Source organism: Streptomyces sp. NRRL S-646, from assembly GCF_000720765.1.
In the GTDB taxonomy this organism is placed as follows: Bacteria; Actinomycetota; Actinomycetes; order Streptomycetales; family Streptomycetaceae; genus Streptomyces.
The window spans coordinates 42,631-68,433 of the sequence record NZ_JODC01000014.1 but is presented as its reverse complement, the minus strand read 5'-3'; the positions used below and the strand labels follow the sequence as shown (position 1 = coordinate 68,433).

Sequence of the window (25,803 nt, the reverse complement as noted above, 5' to 3'; positions counted from 1 at the left end):
CTGCCGGGGTGACCCGCACCCTCGGTCTCGTCTCCGTCCTGGCCGCGGTGGGGCTCCTCCCCCGGCTCTCCGGCAAGGACCCCGCCCTCACGGTCCTGCGCGCCCGCTCCGCCGAGCAGGAACCCACGAAGGAGGCCCTGGACGCGGTACGCCGTGACCTCGGTCCGGATGCGGGTGCCCTCTCCCTGCTGGGGAGTTGGGCCGACGACCTGCTCCACGGCGACCTCGGCACCTCCTGGGTGTCTGGCACCGACGTGCTGCCGTCCGTCGTCGCCGGACTCCAGGTGTCGCTGGCGCTGATGGGCGCGGCGTTCGGGGTGGCGGTGCTGCTGGCGTGCGCCCTGGTGGCGCCGGTGCTGGTACGGCAGCGGGCCTCGGCCGGTGCATGGCCCGCCATGCTGGCCGCCGTACCTGAATTCCTGCTGGCCACCGTGGCGCTGCTGGTGTGCGGGGTGTGGCTCGGATGGCTGCCGACGTCCGGCTGGCAGGGGCCCGCGTACCTGGTGCTGCCCGCCCTCGCCCTCGGTGTCCCGGCGGGCGGGCTGCTCGGCCGACTGGTCGCGGACGCGCTGCCGGCGGTGCTCGACGAGCGGTGGGTGGAGCTGTGGCGGGGTTCCGGGGTGAGCAGGGCCCGGGTGTCGGCCGCCGCCCTTCGGCGCGTGCTGCCGCCGCTGGTCCCGCAGTTCGGGATGGTCGCCGTCGGGCTGACCGGGGGCGCAGTCCCGGTGGAGACGGTGTTCGCCGTGCCCGGCATCGGGCGTACGGCACTGGGCGCGGCGAAGTCGCAGGACCTGCCGCTGCTGCAGGGTGCGGTGCTCGCGCTGCTGCTGCTCGGCCTGGTCACGGGCGCGGCAGCGGCGTTCACACAGCGCCGGCTGCTGGGGCCGGCGCTGCGTGACGCCTCGCTCAACCTGCCGTCGGTCCATCCGGTCCGTACACACCCGGCGATCCCGTTGACCCTGTTCACAGCACTTTCCGCGGCCATCGGCTGGGGCCTGCTGCGCGACCCGTACGCCGTACACACCACGGACCGAGTGGCCGCCCCCTCCTGGTCGCACCCCCTCGGCACGGACGCCCTCGGCCGGGACGTCCTCGCCCGGCTCGGGCACGGTGCCGGCCCGACCGTCGGCACGGCCGCCGCCGTCTGCCTGCTGAGCCTGCTGCTCGCCCTGGCGCTCGGCTTCCTGCCCGGCGTCGCAGCAGGCGCGGCCGACATCGCCAACGCACTGCCCCCGGTGATCGTCGGCATCCTGGTCGCAGCAGTTGCCGGGCCCGGCACGGGCGGCGCGGCCCTCGCGGTCGCCCTGATCTCCTGGCCCCCGCTGGCCGCGCACGCGGCGGCACTGGTGCAGGAGGTCCGCGCCGCCACCTTCCTGACCGCTCAACGGGCGATCGGCGCCGCCCCGTTGTGGATCCTCACCCGTCACGTCCTGCCGTCCGTGGCCGGACCCGTCGCCCGCCACGCCCTGCTCCGGCTGCCCGGCATCGCCCTCGCGCTCGCCTCCCTCGGCTTCCTCGGCCTGGGCGCCCAGCCGCCCGCCCCCGAGTGGGGCCTGCTGCTCGACGAGTCCCGCGCCTATGTGGAACGGGCCCCGTGGGCCGCCCTCGCCCCAGCCGTGGCAGTGGCCCTGCTGGCGGGCCTGGCGGCGTCGGGAGCGGCGTACGCGCAAGGCCGGAAAGCCGTCAAGGAGACCCCAGTTGGAAGCTGAAGCACTGCTCTCGGTACGTGACCTGCGCATCGCTTTCAGCGGTGTCGAAGCCGTCCGCGGTCTGTCCTTCGACGTCCGCCCGCGCGAAGTCCTCGCGATCGTCGGGGAGTCGGGCGCGGGCAAGTCGCTCACCGCGCGGGCACTGCTGGGGATGCTCCCGCGGGGCGCGACGAGAAGCGGCAGCATCGAGCTGCTCGGCACGACCGACCTCGCCGCCGCCCGTGGCCGCCGTATCGCCCTCGTCCCCCAGGACGCCCTGTCCGCCCTCTCCACCGTCCACCCCGTGGGCGACCAACTCGCCGCCGCCGTACGCTCGGTGGCACGCGTCTCCCGCAGGCAGGCCCGTGCCCGCGCCGTCGCCGCGCTGGAACGCGTCGGCATCCCCGACGCCGCACGCCGGGCGCGCTCCTACCCGCACGAGTACTCCGGCGGTATGCGCCAGCGGGCGGTCGTCGCGATGGCCACCGTCAACGAACCGGACGTCCTGGTCGCCGACGAGCCCACCACCGCACTGGACGAGGAGCGCCGGGACCGGGTCCTGCGGGTCCTGGCCGAGCAGCGGGAGGCGGTGGGCGCGGCGCTCGTCCTGGTCACGCACGATCTGGACGCCGTACGGGAGCACGCGGACCGTGCGCTGGTCATGTACGCCGGACGCCTGACCGAACTCGGCCCGGCACAACGGGTGTTGACCCGTCCCCTCGCCCCCTACACCGCGGGCCTGCTGGCATCCCTCCCCCAGAACGCCCCGGCCCGCCGCCGTCTCCCCACCCTCCCCGGCACGCCACCCGCCCCGGGCGCGCTCCCGCCGGGCTGCGCCTTCGCCCCGCGCTGCGGACGCTCGACGGACAGCTGCCGACGCGAGGAGCCCGAGCCGCAGCAGGCGGATGGACGACTGGTTGCCTGCCACCACTGGGAGGCAGCGTGAACGTGCCCCTGCTGGACGTCCGCGACCTCGTGGTCCGCTACGGCGCCGTCACCGCCGTGGACCATGTGTCCTTCGCCCTGGCCCCCGGCGAGACCCTCGCCCTGAACGGCCCGAGCGGCTGCGGCAAGTCGTCCACCGCGCTGGCGGTCCTCCAGCTGCGCCGGCCGGACGGAGGCGAAGTCCGCTTCGAAGGACGGGAGCTGACACGGCTCACCGAGCGCGGACTCCGCCCCCTCCGCCCCCGTATGCAACCCGTCTTCCAGGACCCGTACGGCTCACTGAGCCCCCGCCACCGCATCCGCGACGCGGTGGCGGAACCGCTGAAGGTCCAGGGCCGCTGGACCACCACCGACGGCCCGGCCCGCGTCGCCGAACTCCTCGACCGGGTCGGCCTGAACCCCTCGTACGGCGACCGCCGGCCGCACGAACTCTCCGGCGGCCAGTGCCAACGGGCGGGCATCGCCCGGGCGTTGGCCTCCGACCCGCGCCTGCTCGTGCTCGACGAGCCCGTCTCCGCCCTGGACCCGTCCATCCGCGCAGGCGTGCTGAACCTGCTCGCCGACCTCCAGGACGAACTCGGCCTCGGCTATCTGTTCATCTGCCACGACCGCGCGGTGGTACGGCACTTCGCGGACCGGGTGGTGGAGATGCGGGACGGGCGGGTCAGCTCCTCGTAGCCCCGGCGATCACCTGGCGCAGCCCCTCGGTGAGCTGCTCCGCGGTGGGTGCGGTCTTCGGGTCGAAGGTCCACTGGGCGATGAGGCCCGTCATGAGGGTCACGTAGAACATGCCGAGGGTGTCGGTGGTCTCGTCCGAGACGTCCTCCTCGCGCCCGCCCATGAGCATCGGCACGAACCCACGTCCGGCCTCGCGCTGGGCCCGCGCCAAGTGGTCGCGCACCTCGGGCAGTTGGTCACCCATGACCACGATCTCCATGCTGAGATGCCAGATCGAGCCCGGGGCGCGCATGGTGCCGATGACGTTCGACCACACCTCCTGGAACCGTTCGAGGGAACCGGGCTCGGCGCTCATCGCGGCCCCGTCCCCCTCGAAGGCATCCCCCATCCCCTCGACCAGCGACACATACGCCTGCGCCAACAGCGCGTCCTTCGAACCGTAGTGGTAGCCGATCGAGGCCAGGTTGGTCCCCGATGCCTTGACGATGTCACGCGCCGTCGTGCGCGCGAACCCCTTCTCCAGCAGGCAGCGCTTGGCGCCTTCGAGCAGATCCTCACGGTGTCCCATGCCCCCACTCTACCCCCGATCCATACAACCGTCCTAGACGCATGACTTATACATTCGTTCTAGACAAGCGTTTAAGACGCCCGTACAGTCCCTGTCATGACGAACCCGACGAGCACCACCACAACCCCGGCCGGCCATCTGGCCGGCCGCCGCGAATGGACCGCACTGGGCGTGCTGATGCTCCCGCTGCTGCTGGTCTCGATGGATGTCTCGGTCCTGTACTTCGCGATCCCGGCGATCAGCGCAGACCTGGAGCCGAGCGGCACCCAGCAGCTGTGGATCTTCGACATCTACGCCTTCGTCCTGGCAGGCCTGCTGATGACGATGGGCTCCCTGGGCGACCGCATCGGCCGCCGCAAGCTCCTCCTGATCGGCGCGGCGGCCTTCGGCATCGCGTCGCTCACCGCCGCCTACGCGAACAGCGCCGAGACCCTGATCGCGGCCCGCGCGGTCCTCGGCATCGGCGGCGCGACCCTGATGCCCTCGACGATGGCGCTGATCCGCACGATGTTCACCGACCCCGGACAGCGCGCGAAGGCGATCGGCATGTGGTCCGGCGTGATGACGGCCGGGATCGCGCTCGGCTCGGTGATGAGCGGTGTCCTCGTCCAGTACTTCTGGTGGGGCTCGGTCTTCCTGGTCAACCTGCCCGCGATGGCACTGCTGCTGATCCTCGGCCCGTTCCTGCTGCCCGAGTCGCGCGACCCGGCCCCCGGCCGCTTCGACTGGCTGAGCGTTCCCCTGTCGATGGCCGCGGTGCTCCCCGTCATCTACGGCCTGAAGGAGATCCCGTCGGAGGGCTGGCACGCGCAGTACATCGTCTCGATCACCGTCGGCCTGCTCTTCGCGGCCGCCTTCGTCCACCGCCAGCGCACCGCGGCCTCCCCGATGATCTCCCCGGCCCTGTTCCGCGGCCGCGGCTTCGCCCCCTCGGTCCTCCTGAACCTCATCGGCTCGTTCGCCATGATGGGCTCGGCGTACTTCACCACGCAGTACCTGCAGTCGGTGCTCGACAAGAGCGCGATGGAAGCGGCCCTGTGGGCGCTGCTCCCCTCGGTGCCGATCGGCATGGCGGCACCGCTGGCGACCTCCCTGGTCCAGAAGGGCGTCGACCGCGCCTACGTGGTCACCGCGGGCTTCGCGATCGGCGCGGTCGGCTATGCACTCCTGGTCTTCGCGGACACGGACTCCCTCTGGCTGGTCCTGGTCGCGTGTGGCGTCCTCGCCTCGGGAATCGTCATGGTCATCTCCCAGATCACGGACCTCGCGATGAGCAGCGCCCCGGTTGAGCGCGCGGGCTCGGCGTCCTCCCTGATGGAGACCGGCGCGGAGTTCGGCGGCGCGCTCGGGATGGCGATCCTCGGTTCCATCGGTACAGCGGTCTACCGCCACGAGATCCCGGCCTCGGCCCCCGCTCCGGCCCACGAAACGCTGGGCGGCGCGCTGGCGGTGGCCGCTCAGCTCCCGGGGCGCGCGGGAGACGCCCTGGCGACGACGGCCCGCGAGGCGTTCACCAGCGGAATGCAGGGCGCGGCGATCGCCGGGACGGTGGTCCTGGTGGGGGCGGCCGCGCTGGCGGCAAGGGCGCTGCGCGGGATTCGCGTCGCCGACAAGTAAGGGCACATGCAAAAACGCCGGACGGGCATCTCAGCCCGTCCGGCGTTTGAGGACGAGGCCCCTCAAGGGCCGAAAGCGGGGGCCTGGGGGCGGCAGCCCCCAGAACCACGGCAACGTCAGACCAGGTTCACCGAGCGGGCGAACGTCGCCCCGATCTCCGCCTCGACCTCGACCAGCACCGCGGGGGGCACCGTGTCGTCGACGGTCAGCACGGCCAGCGCCTCGCCACCGGCAACCGCCCGCGAGACCTGCATACCGGCGATGTTGATCCCCGCCTCGCCGAAGATACGACCGACCGTGCCCACGACACCGGGACGGTCCTCGTACCGCAGCACGACCATGTGGTCGGCAAGGGCGAGGTCGACGTCGTACTCACCGACGGCCACGATCTTCTGCAGGTGCTTCGGACCGGCCAGCGTGCCGGAGACCGACACCTCCTCGCCGTTGCCCAGCGTGCCGCGCACGGTGACGACGTTGCGGTGGTCGGCCGACTCCGAGCTGGTGGTCAGCCGCACCTCGACGCCGCGCTCCTGCGCGAACAGCGGGGCGTTGACATACGACACCGTCTCGGCGACGACGTCCTCGAAGACACCCTTGAGGGCGCTGAGCTCCAGCACCTTCACGTCGTGCTGGGTGATCTCGCCGTACACCTCGACGTCGAGGCGGACCGCGACCTCGCCCGCGAGCGCGGTGAAGATACGGCCGAGGCGCTCGGCGAGCGGCAGGCCCGGCTTGACGTCCTCCGCGATGACACCGCCCTGGACGTTCACCGCGTCCGGCACGAGCTCACCGGCGAGGGCGAGGCGCACCGAGCGGGCGACGGCGATACCGGCCTTCTCCTGCGCCTCGTCGGTGGAGGCGCCCAGGTGCGGGGTGGCGACGACCTGGTCGAACTCGAAGAGCGGGGAGTCCGTGCAGGGCTCCTTGGCGTACACGTCGAGACCGGCACCGGCGACCCGGCCCTCCTTGAGGGCGGAGTACAGCGCCTCCTCGTCGACGATCCCGCCGCGCGCGGCGTTGACGATCCGCACGCTCGGCTTGACCTTGCGCAGCGCCTCGTCACCGATCAGGCCCACGGTCTCGGGGGTCTTGGGCAGGTGGACGGTGATGAAGTCGGAGACCTCGAGCAGCTCGTCCAGCGACAGCACCTTGACGCCCATCTGCGCGGCGCGCGCGGGCTGGATGTACGGGTCGTAGGCGACGACCTTCATGCCGAACCCGGACATGCGCTGGGCGACCAGCGCACCGATTCGACCGAGACCGACGACACCGAGGGTCTTCTCGGCGAGCTCGACGCCCGTGTACTTGCTGCGCTTCCACTCGCCGTTCTTCAGCGCGGCGTTGGCCTGCGGAATGTGGCGGGCCGTGGCGACGATGAGACCGCAGGCCAGCTCGGCGGCAGTCACGATGTTCGAGGTGGGGGCGTTGACGACCATCACGCCGGCCTTGGTGGCGGCGGAGACGTCCACGTTGTCCAGGCCGACGCCGGCTCGTGCGACGACCTTCAGCTTGTTCGCGGCGGCGACGGCCTCGGCGTCCACCTTGGTGGCGGAGCGGATCAGGATCGCGTCGACGTCGGCGATGGCGGGGAGCAGTTCGGCTCGGTCCGCTCCGTTGCAGTGCCGGATCTCGAAGTCCGGGCCAAGCGCGTCCACAGTCGCGGGCGACAGCTCTTCAGCGATGAGTACGACGGGTTTCGAGCTCACGTGAGTCCTCACAAGTCCAATGCGGACGGCCGTCCCGACGGCCGCAGGCGGTGGAGGGTACTGGCCGCGTGGAAGACGCACGACGCTGTGGGCCTGACGCGTATGTAGTACGGCAGTGTAGTGGCGCGAACAAGCTCGTCCTGCGCCACTTCGGAAGGATCACCCGGACGAGAAGCGCCATTATGTAGCCCCTTGGGGGTCCCCCCACGCCCTTAAGGCAGTGGGGGAGTTTGAGGAGCGAGGTCCGGGGCGGAGCCCCGCGACGGCGCCCGGAGTTGGCGGCACCGTCGCGGAGCGCTCGGCTTACGCCTCCTCGTCGACCCAGCTCATCAGCTTGCGCAGCTGCTTGCCGGTGGTCTCCAGCAGGTGCTCGGAGTCGGCCGTCTTGTACTCGTTGTACTTCTTCAGACCGCCGTGGTACTCGGCCATCCACTCACGGGCGAAGGTGCCGTCCTGGATCTCGGCGAGGACCTTCTTCATCTCGGCCTTGGTGGCGTCGGTGATGATCCGCGGGCCGGTGACGTAGTCGCCCCACTCGGCGGTCTCGGAGATCGACCAGCGCATCTTCTCCAGGCCGCCCTCGTACATGAGGTCCACGATCAGCTTCAGCTCGTGCAGGCACTCGAAGTACGCGATCTCCGGCTGGTAGCCCGCCTCGGTCAGCGTCTCGAAACCGGCCTTGACCAGCGCGGCCGTACCACCACAGAGAACGGCCTGCTCACCGAACAGGTCGGTCTCGGTCTCCTCGGTGAAGGTCGTCTTGATGACGCCGGCGCGGGTGCCGCCGATGCCCTTGGCGTACGACAGCGCCAGCGCGAAGGCGTTGCCGGTCGCGTCCTGCTCGACGGCCGCGATGCACGGAACGCCGCGGCCCTCCTCGTACTGGCGGCGCACGAGGTGGCCCGGGCCCTTGGGGGCGACCATGCAGACGTCGACGTTCGCCGGGGGCTTGATGAAGTCGAAGCGGATGTTCAGGCCGTGGCCGAAGAACAGCGCGTCGCCGTCCTTGAGGTTGTCCTTGATGGACTCCTCGTAGACCTGGGCCTGGATCGGGTCCGGCACCAGGATCATGATGACGTCGGCCTCGGCGGCGGCCTCCGACGGCGTCACCACGCGCAGGCCCTGCTCCTCGGCCTTGGCCTTGGACTTGGAGCCCTCGTGCAGACCGACACGGACGTCGACACCCGAGTCACGGAGCGACAGCGCGTGGGCGTGGCCCTGGCTGCCGTAACCGATGACCGCGACCTTGCGGCCCTGGATGATGGACAGGTCGGCGTCGGCGTCGTAGAACAGCTCGGCCACTTTGGGTTCTCTCCTTGAGTGCAGGTGTTGCGTCCCACCGTATGACGGCGGGCGGAAGTGAAGTTTCGGGGTCTCGGAATACGGGCGGCCGGTGTCACCCGGCCGCCCCAATCCGTCGTTACGCCGACCGGTCGAGAGCGCGCAGCGACCGGTCCGTGATGGAACGGGCGCCCCGGCCGATCGCGATCGTGCCGGACTGGACGAGCTCCTTGATGCCGTACGGCTCCAGCATCTTCAGCATGGCGGACAGCTTCTCGCTGCTGCCAGTGGCCTCGATCGTGACGGCCTCCGGGGAGACGTCGACGGTCTTGGCGCGGAACAGCTGGACGATCTCGACGATCTGGGAGCGCGTCTCGTTGTCGGCGCGCACCTTCACGAGGACGAGTTCGCGCTGAACGGCCTGCGACGGCTCCAGCTCGACGATCTTCAGCACGTTGACGAGCTTGTTGAGCTGCTTGGTCACCTGCTCGAGCGGCAGGTCCTCGACGCCCACGACGATGGTGATGCGGGAGATGTCGGGGTGCTCGGTGACGCCGACGGCGAGCGAGTCGATGTTGAAGCCGCGGCGGGAGAACAGGGCGGCGATCCGGGCCAGGATGCCCGGGGTGTTCTCCACCAGGACGGAGAGCGTGTGCTTGGACATGGTCTGGTTGTGTCTCTCTCGCTCAGTCGTCTTCGTTGTCGCCGAAGTCGGGGCGGACGTCCCGGGCGGCCATGATCGTGTCGTTCGAGGTGCCTGCGGCGACCATCGGCCACACCATCGCGTCCTCGTGGACGATGAAGTCGATGACGACGGGCCGGTCGTTGATGGAGTTGGCCTCTTCGATGACCTTGTCGAGGTCGGCCGGGTCCTCGCAGCGGATCGCGTAGCAGCCCATGGCCTCCGACAGCTTGACGAAGTCGGGGACGCGGGTGCCGGCACTGGGCTGCTTGCCGTCGGCCTCGGGGCCGCTGTGCAGCACGGTGTTGGAGTAGCGCTGGTTGTAGAACAGGGTCTGCCACTGGCGGACCATCCCGAGGGCACCGTTGTTGATGATGGCGACCTTGATCGGGATGTTGTTCAGGGCGCAGGTGGTGAGCTCCTGGTTGGTCATCTGGAAGCAGCCGTCGCCGTCGATCGCCCAGACCGTCTGGTCCGGGGCGCCGGCCTTGGCGCCCATCGCGGCCGGGACCGCGTAGCCCATCGTTCCGGCGCCGCCGGAGTTCAGCCAGGTCGCGGGCTTCTCGTACTCGATGTAGTGCGCGGCCCACATCTGGTGCTGGCCCACGCCCGCGGCGAAGATCGTGCCTTCCGGTGCGAGCTGTCCGATGCGCTGGATGACCTGCTGCGGCGACAGCTGGCCGTTCTCCGGCTGCTCGTAGCCCAGCGGGTAGGTCTCGCGCCAGCGGTTCAGGTCCTTCCACCAGGCGGTGTAGTCGCCCTGGTGGCCCTCGCTGTGCTCCTTCTGGACGGCCTGGATCAGGTCGGCGAGGACCTCGCGCGCGTCCCCGACGATCGGCACGTCCGCGGCGCGGTTCTTGCCGATCTCGGCGGGGTCGATGTCGGCGTGGACGATCTTGGCGTACGGGGCGAAGCTGTCCAGCTTGCCGGTGACGCGGTCGTCGAAGCGGGCTCCGAGGGCGACGATCAGGTCGGCCTTCTGCAGCGCGGTGACGGCGGTGACCGCACCGTGCATGCCCGGCATCCCCACGTGCAGCGGGTGGCTGTCGGGGAATGCGCCGAGCGCCATCAGGGTGGTGGTGACGGGCGCTCCGGTGAGCTCGGCGAGAACCTTGAGCTCGGCGGTGGCCTGGGCCTTGATGACACCGCCGCCGACGTAGAGGACGGGCCGCTTCGCGGAGGTGATCAGCTTGGCGGCCTCGCGGATCTGCTTGGCGTGCGGCTTGGTCACCGGGCGGTAGCCGGGCAGGTCCATGACCGGCGGCCAGGAGAAGGTCGTCTGCGCCTGCAGCGCGTCCTTCGCGATGTCGACCAGGACCGGGCCCGGGCGGCCGGTGGAGGCGATGTGGAAGGCCTGCGCGATGACCCGCGGGATGTCCTCGGCCTTGGTGACCAGGAAGTTGTGCTTGGTGATCGGCATGGTGATGCCGACGATGTCCGCCTCCTGGAAGGCGTCCGTGCCGATCGCCTTGGACGCGACCTGGCCGGTGATCGCCACGAGCGGCACCGAGTCCATGTGCGCGTCGGCGATCGGGGTCACCAGGTTGGTGGCGCCGGGGCCGGAGGTGGCCATGCAGACACCGACCCTGCCGGTGGCCTGCGCGTAACCCGTCGCCGCGTGACCGGCCCCCTGCTCGTGGCGGACCAGGACGTGGCGCACCCGGGTGGAGTCCATCATCGGGTCGTACGCGGGAAGGATCGCACCGCCGGGAATGCCGAATACCGTGTCGGCCCCGACCTCCTCGAGAGAGCGGATGAGGGACTTCGCACCCGTGACGTGCTCGGGTGCGGACTGCTGTCCTCCGGATCGGGGCCGCGGCTGCGGATGGGCCCCGGTGGCCTGCTCGGTCATCGTCAGTCTCTTCTCGATGCTGAGGGTTTTTGCGAGGTTTGTGCGGTGTTCAAGCGCTGCACGACAGGTGCCTGTGCAACAAAAAACCCCTCGTGCCGTAAGGCAAGCGAGGGGAGCGCGCCGGGTGTGGTCGCTGGGAGTTCCGGGTCGGTCCGGACATCACCAGCTCAGCCGACGCGCTTTCCAAGTACGAGAATTCGGGTGCGCATGGCACAGACCCTCCCCCCGGCACACACCACGTGTCAAGTGGGTGGGACGGGAGTCTCATTATGTGAGCGGAGGGCACTTCCGCCTCCCAGAACAGCGGGCACACCACTTGTGTACACCCCTGAACCACCTCCCGCGAACGCTGGCTCGGCCGGCCCGTGCGGCACCGGATAGTGGCCGGAAGTCAGCGCCCTGCGCACCCGGTACTCGTCCAGCGGACCGGAGAACGCCATGCCCTGTCCGTGCGTGCACCCCATCGCGCGCAGCGCCACGACCTGTTCGGGCAGGTCCACGCCGTCGGCCACGGACTGCAGCCCGAGGTCGGTCGCGATCCGCAGCAGCCCACTGGTGATCTTGTGCAGCCGCGCGGACTCGACGACGCCCTCGACCAGGCTGCGGTCGAGCTTCAGCACGTCGACGGGGAGTCTGCGCAGCGCCGTGATCGCCGCGTGGCCGCTGCCGAAGCCGTCCAGGGCGATCCGGACGCCGAGCCTGCGCAGAGCGCCCAGGCGACGCTCCAGTTCGTCCAGGGAGACCCGGGGGTCGGTGTCGGACAGCTCGATCACCAGGGATCCGGACGGCAGTCCGTGCCGGGTCAGCAGGGCTTCGATCGAGCCGAGCGGCATCGAACGGTCGAGCAGTCGCCGGGCGCTCATCGGGACCGCGACGGGCACGGACAGCCCCGTGCCGGTGCGCTCGGCGGCCTGCTCCACGGCCTCCTCCAGCATCCAGCGGCCGAGCTCGGCGGTCTTGTCACTGTCCTCGGCGACCCGCAGGAACTCGGCAGGGGTGAACAGCACCCCCTGCGAGGACCGCCAGCGCGCCTGCGCCTCCACCGACGTGATCCGGCCGTCCTCCAGACAGACCACGGGCTGGTGCAGCAGCGCGAACTCGCCGTCGTGCAGTGCGGCACGCAGCCGCGTGGCCAGCTCCGCCTTGCGTACGACGTCCTGCTGCATCTGCGGGGCGTACAGCTCGACGCGGCCCTTGCCGGCCGCCTTGGCGCGGTACATGGCGAGGTCGGCGTTGCGCAGCAGCTCGCCCGCGCCGAGGCCGGGCTCGGCGAAGGCGACACCGATGGAGGCCGCCACCCGGACATCGTTGCCGTCGATGAGGTACGGCTGCGAGAGCGTGATCCTGAGGCGGTCGGCGAGCTCCAGGATGTGCCGTTCGCGCGCGGAGCGGTCCCGGGTGCCGTCCCCCGCGATCAGGGCCGCGAACTCGTCGCCGCCGAGCCGGGAGGCGGTGTCCCCGTGCCGTACCGCGTCCTGGAGTCTGCGGGCGGCCTGGACGAGCAGCTCGTCCCCGGCCTGGTGCCCGATCGTGTCGTTGACGGCCTTGAAGCCGTCGAGGTCGATGAAGAGGACGGCCGTCCCGCGCAGGGACACCCGGTCGGCTGCCCGGCGGCCGGACAGGGCCTGCTGGACGCGCTTGGTGAACAGGGCGCGGTTGGGCAGGTCGGTGAGCGGGTCGTGCTCGGCGTTGTGCTGCAGCTGGGCCTGCAGGCGCACCCTTTCGGTCACGTCCCGGCTGTTGAAGATGAGGCCGCCGTGGTGGCGGTTGACGGTGGACTCGACGTTGAGCCAGCCTCCTCCACCGCCGGACCTGAAGCGGCATTCGATGCGCGTAGTGGGTTCCTCGAGCGGGCTGGCGGCGAGGAAGCGGCGCACCTCGTGCACCACGCAGCCCAGGTCCTCCGGGTGGATGAGATTGGCCAGTTCCGTACCCACCAGGTCCTCGGCGGGCCGGCCGTAGACCCCGGCGGCGGCCGGGGAGACGTAGCGGAGGATGCCGTTGGGTGCGGCGATCATGATGACGTCGCTGGAGCCCTGCACCAGGGAGCGGAAGTGGTTCTCCTTCTGCGCCAGTTCCTGGGTGAGGGTGATGTTGTCGAGCAGCATGATGCCCTGGCGCACCACGAGGGCGAGCACGACCGTGCCGCCGGTGAGGAGCACCACGCGGTCGACCCGGTGGCCGTTCAGGACGGTGTAGAGGATCCCGAGGGTGCACACGGCTGCGGCGAGATAGGGCGTGAGGGCGGCCAGGGAGCCGGCGATGGGCCGGGCGGCCGGATACCGGCCGTGATCACCTCCCTGTGGTGCCGGGTGATGCTGGTGCGCGCCGCCCCGCTGGCCCGGCACGTGTTCGTGCACCACGCGCGTGTGCCCGTCGAGGTCGCACCGGGCGGCCTCGGGCTGCTGCCCCTGCCGGGGCGCGGCCCAGGGGGCGTACGCGAGGAGCAGGGAGCCGGCGAACCAGCCCGCGTCGAGCAACTGGCCCGAGTGGTAGCTGTTGTGCAGCAGCGGCGAGGTGAACAGGGCGTCGCACATCACCGTCAGCGCCAGCGCGCCGATGGCAGTGTTGACCGCGGTGCGGTTCACCGCGGAGCGCCTGAAGTGCAGTGCGAGAACCATGCTGACCAGGGCGATGTCCAGCAGGGGGTAGGCGAGCGACAGCGCGGTGTGCGCGACACTCGGCCCGTCGAACTTGGCCGCCTGGGCGAGCGCGAGGCTCCACGACAGCGTGAGCAGCGAGCCGCCGATCAGCCAGGCGTCGAGCGCGAGGCACACCCAGCCGGCCTTGGTCACCGGGCGCTTGGCGAGCACCAGGAGCCCCACGATCGCGGGCGGCGCGAAGCACAGGAAGAACAGGTCGGCATAGCTGGGAGTGGGCACCTGCTCCCCCAGGACGACCTCGTACCACCCCCAGACCGCGTTGCCCAGGGCGGCCATGGCCGAGGAGAGGGCGAACAGCAGCCAGGCGGGTCGAAAGCGGACACGGCGGCTACGGGCGTACAGGAACAGCGACACGGCGGCGGTGCCGGCCGCGGCGCTCAGTCCGAAGTCACCCATGATCAAAGAGAGTTCGTCCGAACCCCAGCCGAACGCGGAACCGACGGCGTATCCCGCGCACACCAGGGCCAGAACGAGTTGAGGGACCAGGCCGGGTCCGCGGCCGACGGCCGGCGGACGGGGCAGCAGCGTCCCCGGCGAAGGCTGTACCCGCAGCGCTCCGTCGAGGGTGGTCGCGGGAGGCATGGGCGAGCTCACCGGGCCCACCCGGTCCGCGTCGCTCCCGGATTCCGCGACTCCTGGCGCGCTGGGTGCGCATGCCCCCGGCGGCTGTGCCTGCGGTGGTGATGGCTGTGCCGGCAGCCGTGACTGCCGTGGTGACCGCGTCTGCGCGCGGCCGTACGCCAGGGTCGCCTCCGGCGGCCCCGTCGCGTCGGATCGCTCGCCCATAGGCCGTGCATCGCCCGTCGCCCCCCTCACAGTCTGAATTTCCATCCCCGGCGCCGACGGTGCGGCGCAGCCCCTGCTCGGGACGATACACCAGTCTCGTCACTCAGGGACATAGTTCCTCTACGCTCCGTGACGACCAGCGGGAATGCGAGCACGGACCGCGTCCGCAAGGTTGCGGAGGGTACCGGAAACGGATTACACGCCCGTTGCGCCCGTCGCGCGGGGCGCGCACGGGACGCTCAAGTCGTCGGGGTCACGCGCCGGTTGCGCCTGTCGTAAGGATCACGTTGCGCAGCGGCTCCCGGTTCACGAACCGGGTCAACTGGTCCACCAGCAGCCGCTTGGCGCGCGGCAGGAACGCGGACGTGGGGCCGCCGACATGGGGGCTGACGAGGACGCCGGGCGCGCGCCACAGGGGGTGTTCGCGGGGCAGCGGCTCCGGGTCCGTGACATCGAGGGCTGCGGTGATGCGTCCGGTCTCCACCTCGGCGAGCAGGGCCTTGGTGTCGACGACGGGGCCGCGGGAGACGTTCACGAGGAGTGCGCCGTCCTTCATGCGCGCGAGGAATTCGGCGCCGGCCAGGCCGCGGGTGGCCTCGGTGAGGGGCGTGACGAGGACGACGACGTCCGCTTCGGGGAGCAGGGCGGGCAGATCGGTGAGCGGATGCACCGGACCGCGCGCCGTGGTGCGCTCAGAGCGCGCGACGCGCGCCACCCGCGCCACCTCGAACGGCACGAGCCGGTCCTCGATGGCGGATCCGATCGACCCGTAACCGATGATGAGGACGTTCTTGTCGGCCAGCGCGGGCCGGAAGTCGCCGAGCCACTCCCCTCGGCCCTGGGCGCGCACGAAGTCGGGGACGCCGCGCAGCGAGGCGAGGATCAGCGTGAGCGCGAGCTCGGCGGTGCTCGCCTCGTGCACCCCGCGCGCGTTGCACACCTGCACGCCGGGACGCAGGTGCTTCAGCCCCGGCTCCAGGCTGTCGATGCCGGCCGACAGGGTCTGTACGACCTGCACGCCGCTCAACAAGGGCAGGGGACGTACGCCCACCTCACTGGGCTTCATATAGGGAACGACGTAATAGACGCAGTCGGCAGGGTCCGCGGGGAAGTCGTCGGCGCCGTCCCAGAAGCGGTAGTTGGGGCCTTCGGGAAGCCCCTCGATGGTGTCTGGCGGGATGGAAAGCCACACGTCAGCAGTCATGTCAGGAGGCTATGTCAGGGACATGGGAGTGCAGAGGTTAGGTTGGGGGGCCAGGAGAGGGAGGGTCACGAGCAGGTGGAGCGCAGGACGATCGGCGCGGGGGCACTCGCGGTGGGGGCCGTCGGACTCGGGTGCATGCCGATGAGCTGGGCGTACAGCGGGTCGCGGCAGCGGGGCGACGCGTCGCTCAGGACGGTGCACCGGGCGCTGGACGCGGGCTCGAGCCTCCTCGACACGGCCGACATGTACGGCCCGTTCACCAACGAGCTGCTGGTGGGGCGGGCTTTGAAGGAGCGCCGGCAGGACGCCTTCGTGTCGACGAAGGTCGGCCTGCTGGTGGGCGAGCAGCACATCGTGGCCAACGGCCGCCCCGGCTATGTGAAGCGTGCCTGTGACGCGTCGCTGAGGCGCCTGCAGACGGACGTCATCGACCTCTACCAGCTGCACCGCGAGGATCCCGAGGTCCCGGTCGAGGAGACCTGGGGCGCGATGGGGGAGCTCGTCCAGGCCGGAAAGGTACGGGCGTTGGGGCTGTGCGCGGTAGGCGCCCGCGGCGGCCGGCGCTCCGGCGGCCGCCTGCACGACGCGACGATCAAGCAACTCCAGCGGGTGCAGCAGGTGTTCCCGGTGAGCGCGGTGGAGGCCGAGCTGTCGGTGTGGTCGCCGGAGGCACTGGAGTCGCTGCTGCCGTGGTGCGAGGCACGTGGCGTCGGCTTCCTGGCCGCGATGCCGCTCGGCAACGGCTTCCTGACCGGAACGCTCACCCCGGGCCAGGGCTTCGAACCGGACGACGTGCGCGCCCGCCACCCCCGTTTCACCGCCGAGATGATGGCCGCGAACCAGCCGATCGTGGCCGGCCTGCGCCGGATCGCGGCCCGGCACGGCGACGAGGTCACGCCCGCCCAGATCGCCCTGGCCTGGGTGCTGGCACAGGGACGGCACGTGATCCCGGTCCCGGGCACCAAGCAGGAGCGCTGGGCAACGGAGAACGCCGCCTCCGCAGCACTCCGGCTGCCCCCGGAGGACCTCGCCGAAGTGGCGGGACTGCCGGGTGCGCGGGGATCCTGGGACTGACGTCGGCGGTCATGGGACCGAAAGCGGGCGGCCGGCCGCGGCGGCGGGGATTCGGGATCCGTCGACCGGGAACCTGCGAGGCGCGAGCGGTGTAAGACAAGTAGAACCTGCTGCTGGACCGCCGCCGAAGGGACCAAGATCGTGCTACGACGAGCTGTGCCGGCCGTGCTGGCCACGACCGCGCTCCTGCTGACGGCCGGCTGTTCCTCCAGCGGTGGGGGCGGAGGCGGCGGTGACGGTACGGGGCCGGGGAGCACTGCCTCGAATTCGTCCCCGTCCCGGCAGGCGGCAGAAAAGGCCCCGCCCGCCAAGGGCTCCGTCAAGGTGCTGCGCACGGTCACCACGGGCCTGAACACTCCGTGGGGCCTCGCCCGGCTGCCCGGCGGAGACCTGCTCGTCTCCTCCCGGGACGAGGGGACGATCACGAAGGTCGACGAGAAGACGGGCAGGAAGACCGAGCTGGGCAAGGTGTCCGGGGTCTCCCCCGCCGGAGAGGGCGGCCTCCTCGGCATCGCGCTCTCCCCGGACTATGCCGCGGACCACATGATCTACGCGTACTTCACCTCGGCCTCGGACAATCGCATCGTCCGTCTGCTGTACGACGCGAAGAAGCCGGCCGGCGAACAGCTGGGCGCGCCGGACACGATCTTCAAGGGCATCCCCAAGGGCTATATCCACAACGGCGGCCGGATCGCCTTCGGCCCGGACAGGATGCTGTACGCGGGCACGGGCGAGAGCGGAAACCGAGGCCTGGCGCAGGACAAGAAGTCCCTCGGCGGCAAGATCCTCCGTCTCACCCCGGAGGGCGACCCGGCTCCCGGCAACCCCTTCCCGGACTCCCCCGTCTACACCTACGGTCACCGCAACGTTCAGGGCCTGGCCTGGGACCCCGAACAGCGCCTGTTCGCCTCGGAGTTCGGCCAGGACACCTGGGACGAACTGAACGCGATCAAGCCGGGCGACAACTACGGCTGGCCGGACGCCGAGGGCAGGTCGTCCGACCCCAAGTACCACAACCCGATAGCCCAGTGGCACACGGACGACGCCTCCCCCAGCGGCATCACCTACGCCGAGGGCTCGATCTGGATGGCGGGCCTGAAGGGGCAGCGCCTGTGGCGGATACCCCTGAACGGGACGGCGGCCTCGGCCGATCCACAGCCCTTCCTGCAGGGCAAGTACGGCCGCCTGCGCACCGTGGTCTCGGCCGGCGGCGACAAGCTGTGGCTGACGACGAGCAACACGGACGGGCGAGGAGACCCGAGGTCCGGCGACGACCGAATACTGGAGCTGCAGGTCGGCTGAGGAATCACTCCTCAGCAGCGTCCGTCTCGTCCTCGTGCCGAGGCGGCCGTACGACCACCTTCCCGGACTCGAGGTCTATCGGCCCGCGTCCGGGGTCGTTGTCGCCGACGTCCTCGCGGGTCAGCTCCAGCCTCTTCTTCTCGTCGCGGGTGTGTTTGCGGCCGGGTGCGAAGAGTTCCTCGAAGACGTTGAACATCGCTTTCCCTTCAGCTGCTCCGTCATCCGGCGATCAACCGGTCGCCGTCCCCCGGCGGGAAGAGTCCCCGTCGATGCGCCACCGCCGCCGCCTCTCCTCTTCCTGAGACGCCGAGCTTGCCCAGAATGTTCGACACATGGACGCTGGCGGTCTTCGGGGAGATGAAGAGTTCCTCGGCGATCTGGCGGTTGGTGCGACCGGCGGCGACCAGGCGCAGGACGTCGCGTTCACGCCCGGTGAGCCCGAGCGCCTCCGCAGGGTCGGCGGGCCGCCGGTCCGGGACGCGCTTCAGGGCGAGGCGGGCCCGCTGGGCGAGCAGGGCGACCGCGTCGGCGAGGGGCCGGGCGCCGAGGTGGTCGGCGACGGCGTGGGCCAGGCGCAGCAGTTCGGTGGCGCGGTCGCGCTCGTCGTCGCCGCCCGAGGCGAGAAGTGCCTCGGCCAGTCGGTGGCGGACGCGGGCGAGGTCGTAGGGGCGGTCAAGGGCTTCGAAGGCAGTGACCACGTCCGACCAGGTGTCGGTGGTGTCGCAGCCCTCGGCGCGGGCGAGTTCGGCGCGGACCCACTGCTCGTGGGCGAGCCAGATGGGGGTGTCGGTGGTGGTCTTCTTGACGGCCTCGCGGAGCCGTTCGAGGGCGTCGGCGCGGCCCTGTGCCGCCGCGGGCAGGGTCCGGGCATCGGCCTCGGCGGTGGCGGCGGCGAGCAGCAGGGGCCAGCCGTAGCGCTGGGTGCCGGGCGGAATGTCGGAGACCAGGGCGCGGGCGAGTTCGGCCCGGGCGTCGAGGAGGCGGCCCTCGCCGGCGGCCACGCCGATCTCGATGCGGGAGAGGAGCAGGGTGTGCTGAGGCATGGGATCGTGCGTGCCCAAGTAGCTGCGGGCTGCGGCGAGTTGACGGGCAGCCTCGGGCAGGTCGCCGCGGCCGAGGGCGACGTGCGCGAGGCAGCTGGCGCCGCCGCCCCGGGGCTTGGCGCCGTGTCCCACGCGCAGAGCGCCGGCCGCCGCGTCGGCGGCCTCGTCCCAGCGGCCCAGGGAGTAGAGCGCCTCGGAGAGGTTGGCCCACACCCAGGCCTCGGAGTCCAGCTGGCCGAACTTCCTGGTGTGGACGAGGCCTTCCTGGAGGAGGGGAACGGCTTCCCGGGTGCGGCCGACCGCGTCCAGTTCGGAGGCGAGATTGATGTAGGCGCGACCGGCGACGTACGCGACACCCTCCTCCAGGGCCCGGTCCTTGACCTCGTGCATCTCGGCGAGGCCCGCCTCGACGGAGCCTGCGTCGACCATGAGGCCGCCGTAGGTGAGGCGGGCGTTGAGCTCGATCTCGCGGGCGCCGACCATGCGCGCGTACTCGACGGCGCGCTCGGCGGACGAGAGGGCGTCGGGGCCGGGTTCGTGGAGCATCGACCAGTTGGCGGCGGTGGAGAGCACCTCGGCGTGGACCTCGGAGGGCGGCAGGCCGCGGACAAGCTCCTGGGCGGTGCCGAGTTCCTGCCAGCCGTCGCCCCGGGCCAGGGCCTGCACGAGACGGGAGCGCTGGACCCAGAACCAGGCGGCGCGCAGCGGGTCGCCCTCGTCCTCCAGGAGATGCAGGGCGCGCTTGGTGATCTTCAGGGCGCGTTCGCGTTCACCGGACAGCCGGCCGGCGACCGCGGCCTCGGCCATCAGGTCCATGTAGCGCAGGGGTGTGGTGGCCGGGTCGCAGCCGCAGGGCGGGTAGACCTCGGTGTAGTCGATGGGGCGCAGCCGGCCCCGTACGTCCTCGGGGGCGGTGTCCCACAGCTCCATCGCCCGTTCCAGGAGCCGCAGTTGCTCGCTGTAGGCGTGGCGGCAGCGGGCCTCGACGGAGGCGTCCAGGACGGCGGGGAGGGCCTTGGCCGCGCTGTGGGCGTGGTACCAGTAGCTGGCCAGGCGCATGACGCGCTGGTCGGCGGGGACGAGCGCCGGGTCGGCCTCCAGGGCCTCGGCATAGCGGCGGTTGAGGCGGAAGCGCTCGCCGGGCAGCAGGTCGTCGCTGACGGCCTCGCGGACCAGGGAGTGGCGGAAGCGGTATCCGTCACCGGTGGGCGTGGCCAGCAGGATGTTGGCGTTCACGGCGGCCCGCAGCGCCTCGATGAGATCGTCCTCGGAGAGCCCGGCGACGGCGGCGAGCAGTCGGTATTCGACGGTGGAGCCGCCCTCGGCGACGATCCGGGCGACCCGCTGGGCCATCTCGGGCAGGCCCTCGACACGGACCAGGAGCAGGTCGCGGAGGGAGTCGGTGAGGCCGGTGCCGCAGCCCTCGCTGGCGCAGACGGCGAGTTCCTCGACGAAGAAGGCGTTGCCGTCGGAGCGTTCGAAGATGTCGTCGACCTGGGTGGGATCCGGTTCGGCGGCAAGGATGCCGGCGATCTGGCGGCCGACCTCCTCCCGGTTGAAGCGGCCGAGTTCGACGCGGCGGACGGTGCGCAGCCGGTCGAGTTCCGCGAGCAGGGGGCGCAGCGGGTGACGGCGGTGGATGTCGTCGGCGCGGTAGGTGGCGAGGACGACCAGGCGGCCGGTGCGCAGCGTGCGGAAGAGATAGGCGAGGAGGTGGCGGGTGGAGGCGTCGGCCCAGTGGAGGTCTTCAAGGGCGACGACGACGGTCCGGTCGGCGGCGACGCGCTCCAGGACGCGGGCGGTGAGTTCGAAGAGGCGGGCCATGCCCTCCTCGTCGTGCCGTCCTCCGGAGGCTTCGCCCAGTTCGGGCAGAAGCCGGGTGAGCTCCTCCTCCTGGCCGGCGGCCGCGGCGGCGAGCTGCTCGGGCAGTTCACGGCGCAGGGCGCGCAGCGCGGTGGAGAAGGGGGCGAAGGGCAGCCCGTCGGCGCCGATCTCGACACAGCCGCCGAGCGCTACGACGGCGCCCTCACGGCAGGCCGCGGTGGCGAACTCCTCGACCAGCCGGGTCTTGCCGACCCCGGCCTCCCCGCCGAGCAGCAGGGCCTGCGGGGTGCCTGCGGCGGCTTGGGCGAGGGCGTCGTTCAGGGTGGCGAGTTCTTCGGTTCGGCCGACGAACACGGGGCTTACGGACCTGGTCTCCACGAGGCCGAGCATCGCATGCGGGTCGGACAACCCGGCATCGGTTTTCTGGGGACTGCCGCCCCCAGACCCCCGCTTCGGCCCTGAAGAGGCCTCGTCCTCAAACGCCGGACGGGCTGAAACAACCTGACCGGCGCCGAGAAGTGCCCCCGTATCCCGCGCTGTCACGCCGCACGTGGGCGTCGGTGCCGACGGAGGGAGTAGGTATGTGCCTCCGCCGACACCGTGTCCTCGGCGGAGCGCTCCGCGGCCCCGTGGCGGGCTGCGCGGCGGGCGCGGACGACCTCGCGGGCCAGCCGCTCCTGCTCTGCCTGGCGGATCAGTTCGGCGGAGCGGAGCTGGGAGATCTCGTACTCGTACATGGTGTGTCCCTTGTGAGAGGCGGTTTTCGGGCTTCGCTTGCTGCGATGCCTCAACCTTCGTCTCCAAGGGGGGTACGCCACATCGGGAGAGTTCCGCATCTTCGGGCCCGCCGGGGGCCTTAGATGTGCGTGAGGGGCCTCAGGAGCTCCGTAAGGTGCTTACGGATGCCCTAAGACCCCTCAGGACCTGCGGTGACTCAGCCCGCGGAGGGCAGCCCGAGCAGGACGTCGGTGTACTTGAGGACGGCCAGGAGCAGGCCGATGACGCCGAGCGCCACACCGCCCCAGGCGACCGACTTGATCCAGACCGCCTGCGGCCTGCCGGGGGCGCCGAACGCGGGCCGGGCGAGCACCACGACGCCGACGACCAGCGCGAGCAGCGCGAAGATGCCGCCCCACAGCGCGGTGGCCTGCCAGGCGTCGCCGTAACCCTCCTTGAGGAGCTTGGCGACGCCGGAGGCCGACGAGGTCTGTGCGTGCATCTGGCCGATGAGCGACTGGCGCGCGGACGCCACGGTCCCGACCCAGCTGCCGGACAGCGAGACGAAGCCGAGCGCGGCGGAGACGACGGCACCCGCGCCCTGGCCGACGCCGGAGGGCTCATCGCCCTCGGCCTCGACAAGGTCGGCCTCGGCGGTCGCCTCCTCAGGGGTCTCCTCGGCTGCGGTGGCGTGCACCGTCTCCTCGTCGGGCTTCACTTCGGTGGCCTCGGTCGTGCCGGCCTCGTCATCAGTCTTGGTGGTTCCCATACCTCGCACCGTACGGACGCTGTCTGAGAGGTCTCTTAATGATCGTCGAGGCGATCGTGGAGGCCTCTTCTTACGGATCGTTACTGATCGTTGTGTGCGGCACCCGCGCGTGCTGCGCGCCACTCCGGGGCGAGGATCGACCACACCTCGAGGTCGTGCCGCACCCCACCATAGGGGTGCGCCTCGCGTCGTACCCCATCGCGGGTCATTCCGAGGCGCCGGGCGACGTTCAGGCTGGGTACGTTCCCCGAGGCGGCGACCCATTCGATGCGGTGGATGCCGCGCTCCTCGACCGCCCAGTCGATGAGCACCCGCATCGCCCGGGTGATCAGTCCGCGGCCCGTCGCCGCGGGCTCCAGCCAGCAGCCGACCTCGGCGTTGCCGTTCTCCGCGTCGAAGTTCAGCGTGAGCACGCCGCCCACGAGCTTTCCGTCCAGCCAGATGCCGTGGTGCGAGGCGGTGTCCGCGGCGCGCATCTCGGCGTACCGCTGGAGCACCTCCCGCGCGGAGGGCACGTCGACGGCCGTGGACCCGAAAGCGATGAACTGCCCGATGAAGTCCCGTCCGCGCTCCAGATGCGCCAGGAACTCCTCGGCGTGCCAGGGCTCCAGGGGACGCAGTTCGGCGTCGTCACCCAGAGGTATCGCGTACATCCTCGTCCCGCCCCTTCGCCAGCACGTCCGCCACCTCGGCGTCCGTCGCCGCGGCCAGCCTCTCATGGGCCGCGCGGGCCTCGGGCGGTTCGATGCTGATGCGGGGCAGGCGCTGGTCGAGCCAGCGGGGCAGCCACCAGTTGGCGCCGCCCAGCATGTGCATGAGGGCCGGTACCAGCAGGGTGCGGAGCACAAAGGCGTCGAGGGCGACGGCGGAGGCGAGCGCGATGCCGAACATGGCGATCACACGGTCGCCGCTGAGGACGAAGGCGAGGAAGACCGAGATCATGATGACCGCGGCGGAGTTGATCACCCGGCTGGTCTCGGCGAGCCCGACGCGGACGGCGCGCCGGTTGTCGCCGGTCTCCAGCCACTCCTCGTACATCCGGCTGACCAGGAAGACCTGGTAGTCCATGGAGAGCCCGAAGAGGACGGACACCATGATCACGGGGAGGAAGGGCTCGATGGGCCCCGCGCGGCCCAGGCCCAGCAGCTCGCTGCCCCAGCCCCACTGGAAGATCGCGACGACGATACCGAAGGCGGCCGCGACGGCCGCGACGTTCATCGCGGCGGCCTTCACCGGGATGCCGATGGACCGGAACGCGAGCAGCAGGAGCAGACAGCCGAGGCCGATGACGACGCCCACGAACAGGGGCAGCTTGCCGACGATGACGTCGGCGAAGTCGTCGTAGCTCGCCGTCACACCGCCGACGTGCAGGTCGAGCGAGGTGCCGGTCTCGGCGCGCGGCAGCACCTCGGTGCGCAGCCGGTCGACCAGGTCGCTGGTCTTCTGCGACTGGGGCGCCGACTCGGGGACGACCGTGAAGTACGCGGTGTCGCCGCCGGTGTTGTAGGTCACCGGGGTCACCGACGCGACGCCCTCGGTGGTGCGGATGGTGGCGTCGAGGTTGTCGAGGGCGAGCTTGTCCTCGGCCCCGTCGACACGCGTCACCACGGTCAGCGGGCCGTTCACGCCGGGCCCGAAACCGTCGCCGAGGAGGTCGTACGCCTGCCTGGTGGTGGACGTCCTGGGGTCGTTGCCCTGGTCGGAGGTGCCCAGGTGGAGAGAGAGGGTGGGCAGCGCCAGGACGGTCATGACGACCAGCGCGACGATGCCGAGCACCTTGGGGTGGCGTTCCACGAACGCCGACCAGCGGTGGGCGAACCCGGTCGGAAGTTCCGGTTGCGGGCCGTGCTCCTCCAGATGGCGCCGCTCGCGCCGGCTCAGGGCGCGCGGGCCGATGAAGGACAGCAGGGCGGGCAGCAGGGTGATCGAGGCCGCGACCGTCAGGACGACCGTGAGGGAGGCGGCGATCGCGACGCCGTTGAGGAAGCTCAGCCTGAGGATCAGCATCCCCAGCAGGGCGATGCAAACCGTGGCACCCGCGAAGACCACGGCGCGTCCCGTGGTCGCCACGGCGCCCGTGACCGCCTCGGTGACGGACAGCCCGCGTTTGAGTCCGCGTCGGTGTCTGGTGACGATGAACAGCGCGTAGTCGATGCCGACGCCGAGTCCGATCAGCATGCCGAGCATGGGCGCGAAGTCGGCGACGGTCATGGCGTGCCCGAGCAGCACGATGGCGCCGTACGCGGTGCCGACGCTCACCAGCGCGGTCGCGATGGGCAGCATCGAGGCGGCGAGCGAGCCGAAGGCGAGGAACAGGACGGCGGCGGCGACGACCACACCGACCACCTCGGCCAGGTGCCCGCCCGCGGATTCGGTGAGCCCGACGGCGCTGCCGCCGAGCTCCACCTGGAGACCGTCGGCCTCGGCCGCCTTGGCCGCGTGGACGACGGCCTCGGCCTCGGGCTTCTTGATGTCCTCGGCCCGGTCGTCGAAGGTGACCGTGGCGTACGCGGTGTGCCCGTCGGCGCTGATCCGGCCGGCGCCCTGGCCGTCGTAGGGACCGGCGACGGATGCGATGCCGGGCAGGTCCGCGATCTTGTCCAGGGTCTCGGTCATCGTCTGTTCGACGTCGGCGGCGCGGACGGTGCCTGAGGTGGTGTGCCAGACAACGGTGTCGCTGTCGCCGCCGAACCCCGGGAAGCCGTCCTGCAGCAGCTGCATGGCCCGGCCGGACTGGGTGCCGGGAGCCTCGTAGTCGTTCGAGTACGCCGAGCCGGTGACGGCGGCGGCCGCGCTCACCCCGCCGAAGGCGAGGAGCCACAGCAGTACCGCGACGAGGCGGTGCCGAACACACCAGCGTGCAAGGGCTGCCACGAACGTGCTCCCAGGTGGATTTGTGGATCTTTGACCGGGAACAGTCGTTCACAAGATGAACAGCCCGCAAAGAACGCATGAGCAATGCGAAGACCACTCTTGCAGGCAGAAATGATCGTTTATGCCATTCGTGGACTTATTCACACGACTGGGAGCCAGATCACAGGACAGTAACGACAACTCTGTCACCTCAGTCGAACTGGTCCCCCAGTGCCATCACCATCGCCCCGATGATCAGCAGCCACAGCGCCCGCCGGGTGCGCCCCCGGGAGCCCAGCACCGCGGCCAGCGCGCACACGAAGGCGCCGAGCGCGTACGCGGCCGGCACCAGCGCCGGAGCGGAACCGGTGGCACGGAGCACCGACGCGGCCAGCCCCGCAAGGGCCAGCAGCGCCCCGGTCCCGGCCGCCGTCCAACGGGCCCGCCGCGCGACCTCGGCGGGATCCACGACGTCGGGTATCTCGGAATCACCGCGTCCGTTCATGGCGGGCGAGCGTAGCGCGTCCCGCCGGGAAACCAGGTGCGGGGCG

Annotated in this window: 20 protein-coding genes; 6 read left to right on the top strand and 14 right to left on the bottom strand. The window is 71.0% G+C overall.

Annotated elements, in window-relative coordinates; all coding sequences use genetic code 11:
- Positions 1–8: 8 nt before the first annotated feature.
- Genes IH68_RS0134385 through IH68_RS0134375 form a run of 3 tightly spaced genes read left to right on the top strand, consistent with a single transcriptional unit; the run spans position 9 to position 3,311 of the window.
- Positions 9–1,709: an ABC transporter permease subunit gene (locus IH68_RS0134385; RefSeq protein WP_234341700.1), complete on the top strand. Its 1,701-nt coding sequence runs from the start codon at positions 9–11 to the stop codon at positions 1,707–1,709.
- Positions 1,699–2,634, top strand: a complete 936-nt coding sequence (locus IH68_RS0134380) for an ABC transporter ATP-binding protein (RefSeq protein ID WP_030942892.1) — start codon at positions 1,699–1,701, stop codon at positions 2,632–2,634. The genes IH68_RS0134385 and IH68_RS0134380 overlap by 11 nt, the downstream gene beginning before the upstream one ends.
- Complete coding sequence (locus IH68_RS0134375) at positions 2,631–3,311, top strand: ATP-binding cassette domain-containing protein (RefSeq protein ID WP_030942890.1); 681 nt, start codon at positions 2,631–2,633, stop codon at positions 3,309–3,311. Before IH68_RS0134380 ends, IH68_RS0134375 begins: the two co-directional genes overlap by 4 nt.
- Here the strand turns inward: IH68_RS0134375 and IH68_RS0134370 are convergent.
- Positions 3,298–3,879 carry a TetR/AcrR family transcriptional regulator gene (locus IH68_RS0134370; RefSeq protein ID WP_030942887.1) on the bottom strand — a complete coding sequence of 194 codons (582 nt, stop codon included), beginning with the start codon at positions 3,877–3,879 and terminating at the stop codon, positions 3,298–3,300. The genes IH68_RS0134375 and IH68_RS0134370 overlap by 14 nt on opposite strands.
- Positions 3,880–3,975: 96 nt before the next feature.
- On the opposite strand from IH68_RS0134370, the gene IH68_RS0134365 reads away from it, so the two are divergent.
- Positions 3,976–5,496 carry an MFS transporter gene (locus IH68_RS0134365; protein ID WP_030942883.1) on the top strand — a complete coding sequence of 507 codons (1,521 nt, stop codon included), beginning with the start codon at positions 3,976–3,978 and terminating at the stop codon, positions 5,494–5,496.
- A 116-nt stretch (positions 5,497–5,612) separates the two neighbouring features.
- Here the strand turns inward: IH68_RS0134365 and serA are convergent, their stop codons facing one another.
- From serA to IH68_RS0134335, 6 genes are all read right to left on the bottom strand, one after another.
- Positions 5,613–7,202, bottom strand: a complete 1,590-nt coding sequence (gene serA / locus IH68_RS0134360) for a phosphoglycerate dehydrogenase (RefSeq protein WP_030942880.1) — start codon at positions 7,200–7,202, stop codon at positions 5,613–5,615.
- Between the two features lie 303 nt (positions 7,203–7,505).
- Positions 7,506–8,504: a ketol-acid reductoisomerase gene (gene ilvC, locus IH68_RS0134355; RefSeq protein WP_030942878.1), complete on the bottom strand. Its 999-nt coding sequence runs from the start codon at positions 8,502–8,504 to the stop codon at positions 7,506–7,508.
- Positions 8,505–8,622: 118 nt separating this feature from the next.
- A complete protein-coding gene (ilvN, locus tag IH68_RS0134350) occupies positions 8,623–9,147 on the bottom strand; it encodes an acetolactate synthase small subunit (protein ID WP_030942875.1) in 525 nt (174 codons plus the stop codon).
- 22 nt (positions 9,148–9,169) lie between these two features.
- Positions 9,170–11,023 carry an acetolactate synthase large subunit gene (locus IH68_RS0134345; RefSeq protein WP_030942872.1) on the bottom strand — a complete coding sequence of 618 codons (1,854 nt, stop codon included), beginning with the start codon at positions 11,021–11,023 and terminating at the stop codon, positions 9,170–9,172.
- A 236-nt stretch (positions 11,024–11,259) separates the two neighbouring features.
- Entirely contained in the window at positions 11,260–14,262 is a 3,003-nt protein-coding gene (locus tag IH68_RS0134340; protein WP_420719022.1) for a putative bifunctional diguanylate cyclase/phosphodiesterase, read from the bottom strand.
- 457 nt (positions 14,263–14,719) lie between these two features.
- Positions 14,720–15,670, bottom strand: coding sequence for a 2-hydroxyacid dehydrogenase (locus IH68_RS0134335; RefSeq protein ID WP_030942866.1), 951 nt, complete (start codon positions 15,668–15,670; stop codon positions 14,720–14,722).
- A 75-nt stretch (positions 15,671–15,745) separates the two neighbouring features.
- On the opposite strand from IH68_RS0134335, the gene IH68_RS0134330 reads away from it, so the two are divergent.
- Positions 15,746–16,744 (top strand): aldo/keto reductase, encoded by a 999-nt coding sequence (locus IH68_RS0134330; RefSeq protein WP_030942864.1) that lies wholly within the window; start codon positions 15,746–15,748, stop codon positions 16,742–16,744.
- A gap of 156 nt (positions 16,745–16,900) precedes the next feature.
- Entirely contained in the window at positions 16,901–18,046 is a 1,146-nt protein-coding gene (locus IH68_RS0134325) for a PQQ-dependent sugar dehydrogenase (RefSeq protein ID WP_030942861.1), read from the top strand.
- A 4-nt stretch (positions 18,047–18,050) separates the two neighbouring features.
- Here the strand turns inward: IH68_RS0134325 and IH68_RS0134320 are convergent, their stop codons facing one another.
- The 7 genes from IH68_RS0134320 to IH68_RS0134290 form a co-directional block, all read right to left on the bottom strand.
- Positions 18,051–18,242: a DUF6191 domain-containing protein gene (locus IH68_RS0134320; RefSeq protein ID WP_030942858.1), complete on the bottom strand. Its 192-nt coding sequence runs from the start codon at positions 18,240–18,242 to the stop codon at positions 18,051–18,053.
- 22 nt (positions 18,243–18,264) lie between these two features.
- On the bottom strand, positions 18,265–21,303 hold the full coding sequence (locus IH68_RS0134315; RefSeq protein ID WP_078912746.1) for a helix-turn-helix transcriptional regulator: 3,039 nt from the start codon (positions 21,301–21,303) through the stop codon (positions 18,265–18,267).
- 149 nt (positions 21,304–21,452) lie between these two features.
- On the bottom strand, positions 21,453–21,650 hold the full coding sequence (locus IH68_RS0134310) for a hypothetical protein (RefSeq protein ID WP_030942853.1): 198 nt from the start codon (positions 21,648–21,650) through the stop codon (positions 21,453–21,455).
- A gap of 197 nt (positions 21,651–21,847) precedes the next feature.
- Positions 21,848–22,399, bottom strand: a complete 552-nt coding sequence (locus IH68_RS0134305) for a hypothetical protein (RefSeq protein WP_030942850.1) — start codon at positions 22,397–22,399, stop codon at positions 21,848–21,850.
- A gap of 80 nt (positions 22,400–22,479) precedes the next feature.
- Positions 22,480–23,052: a GNAT family N-acetyltransferase gene (locus tag IH68_RS0134300; protein ID WP_030942847.1), complete on the bottom strand. Its 573-nt coding sequence runs from the start codon at positions 23,050–23,052 to the stop codon at positions 22,480–22,482.
- Complete coding sequence (locus tag IH68_RS0134295) at positions 23,030–25,273, bottom strand: MMPL family transporter (RefSeq protein WP_030942844.1); 2,244 nt, start codon at positions 25,271–25,273, stop codon at positions 23,030–23,032. Before IH68_RS0134295 ends, IH68_RS0134300 begins: the two co-directional genes overlap by 23 nt.
- Positions 25,274–25,463: 190 nt before the next feature.
- Positions 25,464–25,757, bottom strand: a complete 294-nt coding sequence (locus IH68_RS0134290) for a hypothetical protein (protein ID WP_030942841.1) — start codon at positions 25,755–25,757, stop codon at positions 25,464–25,466.
- Positions 25,758–25,803: the final 46 nt, after the last annotated feature.